Origin of the sequence: Bacteroides sp. 2201st1_D9_2201SCRN_220225 (assembly GCF_040928965.1) — a bacterium.
In the GTDB taxonomy this organism is placed as follows: Bacteria; Bacteroidota; Bacteroidia; order Bacteroidales; family Bacteroidaceae; genus Bacteroides; species Bacteroides stercoris.
On the sequence record NZ_JBCODG010000028.1, the window covers coordinates 54,084 to 61,125 of the forward strand.

General features: G+C 44.9%; 5 protein-coding genes and 2 pseudogenes. 3 read left to right on the top strand and 4 right to left on the bottom strand.

The window, feature by feature from the left end; genetic code table 11:
• Window positions 1-14 precede the first annotated feature (14 nt).
• The 3 genes and pseudogenes from AB5903_RS11235 (at window position 15) to AB5903_RS11245 (ending at window position 3,580) form a co-directional block, all read left to right on the top strand.
• Window positions 15-1,118, top strand: a pseudogene (locus AB5903_RS11235) (ABC transporter permease).
• A gap of 104 nt (window positions 1,119-1,222) precedes the next feature.
• Window positions 1,223-2,338, top strand: a complete 1,116-nt coding sequence (locus AB5903_RS11240) for an ABC transporter permease (RefSeq protein ID WP_272709819.1) — start codon at window positions 1,223-1,225, stop codon at window positions 2,336-2,338.
• A 102-nt stretch (window positions 2,339-2,440) separates the two neighbouring features.
• Window positions 2,441-3,580 (top strand): acyltransferase, encoded by a 1,140-nt coding sequence (locus AB5903_RS11245; protein ID WP_272709818.1) that lies wholly within the window; start codon window positions 2,441-2,443, stop codon window positions 3,578-3,580.
• Window positions 3,581-3,704: 124 nt separating this feature from the next.
• Here the strand turns inward: AB5903_RS11245 and AB5903_RS11250 are convergent, their stop codons facing one another.
• The 4 genes and pseudogenes from AB5903_RS11250 to AB5903_RS11265 all read right to left on the bottom strand — a co-directional run bounded on the left by AB5903_RS11250 (window position 3,705) and on the right by AB5903_RS11265 (window position 6,634).
• Window positions 3,705-4,133 carry an Hsp20/alpha crystallin family protein gene (locus AB5903_RS11250; protein ID WP_175456010.1) on the bottom strand — a complete coding sequence of 143 codons (429 nt, stop codon included), beginning with the start codon at window positions 4,131-4,133 and terminating at the stop codon, window positions 3,705-3,707.
• A 248-nt stretch (window positions 4,134-4,381) separates the two neighbouring features.
• The gene (locus AB5903_RS11255; protein WP_259317989.1) at window positions 4,382-4,849 is read right to left on the bottom strand and encodes a hypothetical protein; all 468 of its coding nucleotides are present in this window, start codon (window positions 4,847-4,849) and stop codon (window positions 4,382-4,384) included.
• A pseudogene (locus AB5903_RS11260) lies at window positions 4,847-6,130 on the bottom strand (GNAT family N-acetyltransferase); the annotation flags it as partial. The pseudogene AB5903_RS11260 and the gene AB5903_RS11255, both read right to left, overlap by 3 nt.
• 75 nt (window positions 6,131-6,205) lie before the next feature.
• Complete coding sequence (locus tag AB5903_RS11265) at window positions 6,206-6,634, bottom strand: hypothetical protein (RefSeq protein ID WP_060386156.1); 429 nt, start codon at window positions 6,632-6,634, stop codon at window positions 6,206-6,208.
• Window positions 6,635-7,042 lie beyond the last annotated feature (408 nt).

The window sequence follows — 7,042 nt, forward strand, 5'->3', positions numbered from 1 at the left end:
ATTGTTATATAACCATGAAACAATTCATAGCTTTTGTCCGAAAAGAATTCTTTCACATCTTCCGCGACCGGCGCACGATGCTGATTCTGCTGGGTATGCCCGTTGTGCAGATAATCCTTTTCGGTTTTGCCATCACTACGGAAGTAAGGAATGTGCGTGTGGCCGTTCTCGACCCTTCCAATGATGCCGTAACCTGACGCATAATCGATCGTGTGGATGCCAGTGAGTACTTTACCGTTATCCGCCGTCTGCATTCTCCCGAAGAAGCAGAACGCTTTTTCAGGAGCGGTGACATTGATATGGCAATAGTCTTTAGCGAACGTTTCTCGGACAATCTCTATACCGGTGAGGCTGGAGTACAGATTATTTCCGATGCCACCGACCCTAATATGGCTACCATGCAGGCGGGATACGCCACAAATATCATCTCCATGGCCAGACAGGATATGCTTCCGCCCGGAGTACGCGTATCCGCCATTGTGCCCCAAGTCAAACTGCTTTATAATCCGCAGATGAAGAGTGCCTATAATTTTGTTCCCGGTGTTATGGGGCTTATCCTGATGCTGATTTGCGCAATGATGACTTCCATCTCCATCGTGCGCGAGAAGGAGACGGGAACTATGGAAGTGTTGCTGGTTTCTCCCGTAAAGCCGCTGTTTATCATTTTTGCCAAAGCAGTGCCGTACTTTGTGTTGTCATTTGTCAATCTGATTACGATTCTGCTGCTTTCGGTCTATGTCCTTCATGTTCCGGTTGCAGGCAGCCTGTTTTGGCTGGTTGCCGTATCACTGCTTTTCATTTTCGTATCATTGGCTTTGGGACTGCTTATCTCCACTGTTACCCGTACACAGGTGGCAGCTATGCTGGTATCCGGCTTGATGCTGATGATGCCCACTATGTTGCTTTCGGGAATGATATTTCCTATTGAGAGCATGCCTGCCATTTTGCAAGGTATTTCTACGGTGATTCCCGCACGTTGGTATATTCAAGCGGTACGCAAATTGATGATAGAGGGTGTGGATATATCACTGGTGCTGACCGAAATCGGTATACTGACTGTTATGGCGGTACTCCTGATAACCGTTAGCTTCAAGAAATTCAAAAACCGGTTGGAGTGAAGTTGTTCCGATTATAATTATTCACCGGCCGGCAAAGTCAACGTATCCGTGTGTTAAATATGTAAGATGTGTCATAACCGTAGAGCATAAACAGTAGTATCCTTATGATTAAATATCTGATAGAAAAAGAATTCAAGCAGTTGTTCCGCAACTCATTCTTGCCTAAGCTGATTTTCATATTCCCTTGTATGATTATGATACTGATGCCTTGGGCTGCCAATCTGGAGATAAAGAATATTAATCTCAATGTCGTCGATAATGACCGTAGCGTTGTGTCCCGTCGTCTGGTGGATAAGCTCGATGCTTCCACTTATTTCCGTCTGACAGCGTTTCCCGATACGTATGATGAGGCTTTGTACGGTATTGAGGCTGGTACGGCAGATGTTATTTTGGAGATTCCCCGTGATTTCGAGAAAGACTGGATAAACGGCAAAGCTCCCCGTCTGCTTGTTGCCGCCAATGCGGTGAACGGAACAAAAGGAAGTTTGGGCGGTTCTTATCTTTCTGCCATCATCGGTGACTATACCCGTGAACTGAAGTCGGAAATGGCTGTAAGACCATTGGCAGGCAAACTACTTCCTCGTATCGGTATTTCTACATTGAATCTCTATAATCCTACGCTGAACTATAAGCTCTTTATGGTTCCTGCACTTATGGTGATGCTGCTGACGCTGATTTGCGGCTTTCTTCCCGCCCTTAATGTAGTGGGCGAGAAAGAGGCGGGTACGATTGAACAGATCAATGTGACACCGGTCGGTAAATTCACGTTTATTACTGCCAAATTGATACCTTATTGGCTGATAGGTTTTGTGGTACTTACCATTTGTTTTGTCCTTGCATGGTTGCTTTACGGCATTCTGCCTGCCGGACATTTTTTCACTATTTACGGTTTTGCGCTGATATTTCTGCCGGTTGTATCCGGATTCGGTCTGGTTATATCCAATCATTCGGCAACGTTACAGCAAGCCATGTTCGTTATGTGGTTCTTTATGCTTGTACTTATTTTGTTGAGCGGGCTGTTTACGCCGGTCCATAGTATGCCCGAATGGGCGCAATGGATTACCCGTATCAATCCGTTGAGGTATTTTGTAGAGGTGATGCGTACGATATACCTTCGCGGCGGTGGTTTTGCGGAGTTGCTTCCCCAATTGGGTATCTTGTCCGTATTTGCTGTGGCAGCTAATGTTTGGGCGGTAAAGAGCTACAGGAAAAGTAATTGAGAAAGTCGGTAAGGTAATTTTCTCCTGATTGTTCCGTGAAAGCATGGTCAGTCATTCCTTTTTTCTATCTTTGCAGGCAAATTAATCAATACCTTATACCGAATGAACACGCAAAACTCTTATCTTGTTTCAAAGCCGCATTACGAGATACTCGACGGGCTTCGTGGCGTAGCTGCCGTAATGGTAGTCGCTTTTCATCTGCTGGAAGCGCATTCCGGCGGCAATCACTTGGAACAAATTATCAATCACGGTTACCTGGCTGTAGATTTTTTCTTTATGCTTTCCGGTTTTGTTATCGGTTATGCCTATGACGACCGCTGGAGCAGGATGAGCATCGGTACTTTCTTCAAGCGGCGTATTATCCGTTTGCATCCTATGGTGATAGTGGGAAGCATAGTGGGTGCGGTGTTCTTTTATTTTCAGGAGTCGTCCTGCTTTCCGGCTATTCAGGATACATCGGTAGGGACTATGCTACTGGTAATGCTGCTGGGGTGTACGCTGCTTCCGCTTCCTTTGAAATGGGACATTCGCGGCTGGACCGAGATGCATCCGCTGAACGGACCGGCGTGGTCGCTTTACTACGAATACATAGGTAATATTCTTTATGCATTGTTTATCCGCAAGTTCAGCAAGACAGCTTTGTCCGTTCTCGTTGTTGTGGCGGGATGTTTTACGGTGCATCTTTGTCTTACCGCACCTGCGGGTGATATTGTCGGCGGCTGGGCGTTGAATTGGGAACAGCAGTACGTAGGGCTTGTCCGGTTGATGTATCCTTTCTTTGGCGGATTACTGCTGTCCCGTCTGGGGTGGATTGTTCGTATTGAGAAGCGTGCGTTCTGGTGGTGCAGTCTGATGATTGTGGCAGTTTTGGCATTTCCCCGTCTGGGCGGTGAAAATCATTATTGGATGAACGGACTCTATGAGGCCTGCTGCATTCTTTTTGTCTTTCCTGTGATTGTGTCCATGGGGGCGGGAGGTAAGGTGACGGGCAAACGTTCTACCGCTGTGTGCAAGTTTCTGGGAGATATTTCGTATCCGGTATACATAACACATTATCCGTTGGTGTATACCTACACGGCGTGGGTGTGCAATAATAATGCTACTTTAGCGGAAAGCATTCCTTATATGATACTGACCTTTGCCGGTGCTTTCGTGCTTGCCTATGCCTGTCTGAAACTCTATGACGAACCTATACGCAAATGGCTGACAGACCGATTCCTGAAAAGGAAAGAAAGCTGTTAAAAGTTAGTTCTCGTGTAGTGAGGTAAACGCATGTACAATGTAATCCAGTTCAGGTATGATAAAAAAGTCCCGATGCAGTTTATTCAGAATCTGCACCGGGACTTTTCTCTAATTACCAGTTATCTTATTTTACGTCAATGAATCTTTTGGCCTTTTCTTTTTCCTGTTCGGAAAACTTCGGCAAGTCTATGTTCAATACGCCGTTTTCTACTTGGGCGGAAATCTTTTCTTTGTCTACATCGTCCGGAAGGATCATTGTCTGTTGGAATTTGGAGTATGAGAATTCGCGACGCAGATAGCGGCCTTCTTTCTTCTCTTCCTTGTTTTCCGTTTTCTTCTCCATGCTGATGACCAAGTTGTTTTCTTCATCGATATGGACGTTGAAGTCTTCTTTGGTCATTCCGGGAGCTGCCAACTCTACCTTGTATTCCTTTTCTGTTTCAAATACGTTAATGGCGGGGGCCGTTGCATTGGCTTTTACCATCCAATCGTTATCAAAGAAATCGTTAAAGATACTTGGTAACCAATTCTGAGTTCTTCTTACAGGCATCATAATCATAGTCTCCTATCTTTAAAAAGTTATACATTCGTTTTGCCCTGAACTTCGGTTTTCGATGTTCCCCGATGTTTACCTTTCGGCTTTCACCGTCTGTATCTTGAACCGTCGTTCACTTACTGTTATGGCAAACTGTATGCCAACAGGTTTGTACTCACTTTATTGACTAATTGTCATTGTTGGTCTGACTATTTTACCTGTATAATGCCAATATTGCTATCTTTTTATTTAAAATTGATTGAATTTCATACTAATTTAAAACGCATTCGCCAGCGCTTGCTTTCTTCGTCCCAGTCGTGGCTGATAATTTTGAAAGTTCCTATCTCGGAAGTGTTGGCAACGTGTGTACCGATGCAAAGGCATTCGTCATAATCACCGACTTTTACTATACGTATGGTTTCCGAAGCGTCTTCGGGTAACCGTTCCAAATCGAACCGTCCTTTGGCTTCTGCCTGAGTGATGAATTCGGTAGTGACAGGCAGATGCCGTGCTATCACTTCATTTACCGCTTTTTCCAGACTCTCTATTTGCTCTTCCGTGGGGCAGGCATTGAGCCGATAATCCAATTTACTTTTTTTGCGTTCTATATGAGCGGAGACGGAACGGCCGCAACCGAATAATCTGATCATTGTCTGATTAATGATGTGTTCGGTGGTGTGCATAGGCGGGTATTCCTGTTTGTTGTGCTCATTGAGTTTCGCTTGTTGTTCCATAAGTTCTTCTTTTAAAATACTGTATACATGTATGTCCGCATATTCTCCCGAAGCCAATAACTCTCCGGCCCGTTCCGTTCCTTCAAGGCGGAAGCCAAGCCTGACGGGAATGCCGTTGCTTGCTACATTGCCCGTGGCACAACGTATCTGTATGCGTTTTATGTTTTTGGTTTCGACGGCCCATCGGCATAGGCGGCGGACACAATCGGTCATGATGCCCTGATGCTGGTATTCGGGCAGAAGCCAGTAACCGATTTCCGTGCGGTGATTGGCAAAGTCGGAAAAATGAAAACCTATCAGTCCGCAAATTTCATTCTCTCTGTTCCAAATACCGAATATAGGTTCGTAGCTGTCGGCAGGGGCGGAGAGGACCCCTTTCAGAAAGTTTTCCTCATCGGTTACGGACTTCAGGTTGTCTACAAAAGGCAACCATGTCCGCATATAGTTGCGGTGGGTATCTATGGCACGGTATATGGCAGCGGCATCTTCTACCGTTACTTCACGCAGCACAATATCCGGACGGATTTCAAAAGATACATTTAAATGGTTGAAAGGCTTTGTCTCTTTCTGCCTGTCCTGTATCCTTTCCTTGAGTTTGCTCCAGGCGTGGGTGTCGAACAGGCAGCTTTCGCGCATGGTGTGATACATCTCCTTGAACCGGGACATCGGAATGGTGAAGCTTAATAACTCTGCCTCGAAATGAGGACGGACAGACGGGTCGAAGAATCCCAAAAAGGTGCGTTTGCCTTGTTTCCGGTTTTCAAGGATAGCCTGAGTCACTACGGAACAACAGCCCGAACCGAAAGGAGCTGATACGGCATCCGTTGCATTGCTGTCGAAAAAAGCCCATGTGGCAAGTCCTGCCAGCATGTCCGGCGTGGCAAGAAACAATATGCCTTCCACTTTGTCGAAAGAACCAATCTTGTCGATTCGTGCAAAGTGCAGGTAGGCTTTTTCCGCTTTAGGCACTTGCAATTCCTGTATGAAGTCAACAACCATATCGGGTGTTTTCTTGTATTTCTCTTTCAAAGAGACGAAGCCGGGCACATGTTCCGGCATATCCGTGAAGCCTGTGTAGAACTTGCCGCCTCCACAGCCTATTGTTTCGGCATTGAGGCTGATTATTTTTCCGTTTCTTACTTGCGCCATGCTTTTAAAGAAGCACCCGTTTACTTTCTCTGCCGGAGCTTCCGGTTGGTCGGAGTACCAAAATACGATGGGAAGTCCGGCCTGCTGCCCGAAAGCTTCCCGATAATTGCCTATAAACGTATGTATATCCATTCCCTTCTATTTTTCACCAAAGATAATTAATATTCCGGGAATTTCTTTTCCGGTATGCGAAAATACGGTTTTATGCTAACCGAGCAGCGCCATATAAGCCAGTTCTCCGATGATAAACAAGCTGACTGCACCTATCAGAACCGCTTCGCCCAGCAAATACCCTAATGCTGCATGCAAAATAGTGCAGTGGTATTTGGATATTTCGCTATGATGCCGATGCCGCCAGGCTATCATTCCACACAAGGCGGGAGCAACGAACAGCAGGAATATGAATCCCGCTGTCGATGCTCCCGACCACATGCCGCTTATTCCTAACAGAATTTCCATGAGCAAAGTTCCGCAGATAAGAAAAAGCATGAATAAGGAGAATTTCGGAATGGCAGTTATCTGCTCTCTGCGCATTTTACGGATTAACCGTATGTAGGCTACTACTCCTGCAATGGGCAATGCAAGAAGAAAAAGAAGGATGATAGTGGCCGTTATATAGGACAAGATTATCTTCATTTTCGGTAAATATTATTTTTCTTTTCCAAACAGTAAGTACATATAATTAGCTAATGGCGTATTTTATTGACACAAACTGATTTAAACTATTTGCTTCTCTCAAATTAAAAGGTACTGACGAGAACCTTTGATGCAAATATATAAGAAAGAAAATATAAAACCAAACAACCGATTGGTTTTTGAAAAATAAGAAAGAAAAACCGGAAAAGTGGCTGGAAAATTAATCAGGAGTGGACAGGAAAACCGGGAGTGTTATAATTGTTTCTGAATACGAGATACATTATTATTCCCGTTAAAGCATGCTATAAATAGCGGAAATGGTGGTAAAAGGGGGTCAATGTAAAAACCTGAGGGGTAATATTTGTAAAAATCCTATCTTTGCATAAAACTAACTCAGAAATCTTATGG

Coding starts and splice junctions, on each gene's coding strand:
- AB5903_RS11240 (WP_272709819.1), top strand. CDS start 1,223: ATGATTAAATATCTGATAGAAAAAGAATTCAAGCAGTTGTTCCGCAAC.
- AB5903_RS11245 (WP_272709818.1), top strand. CDS start 2,441: ATGAACACGCAAAACTCTTATCTTGTTTCAAAGCCGCATTACGAGATA.
- AB5903_RS11250 (WP_175456010.1), bottom strand. CDS start 4,133: ATGATGCCTGTAAGAAGAACTCAGAATTGGTTACCAAGTATCTTTAAC.
- AB5903_RS11255 (WP_259317989.1), bottom strand. CDS start 4,849: ATGGAACAACAAGCGAAACTCAATGAGCACAACAAACAGGAATACCCG.
- AB5903_RS11265 (WP_060386156.1), bottom strand. CDS start 6,634: ATGAAGATAATCTTGTCCTATATAACGGCCACTATCATCCTTCTTTTT.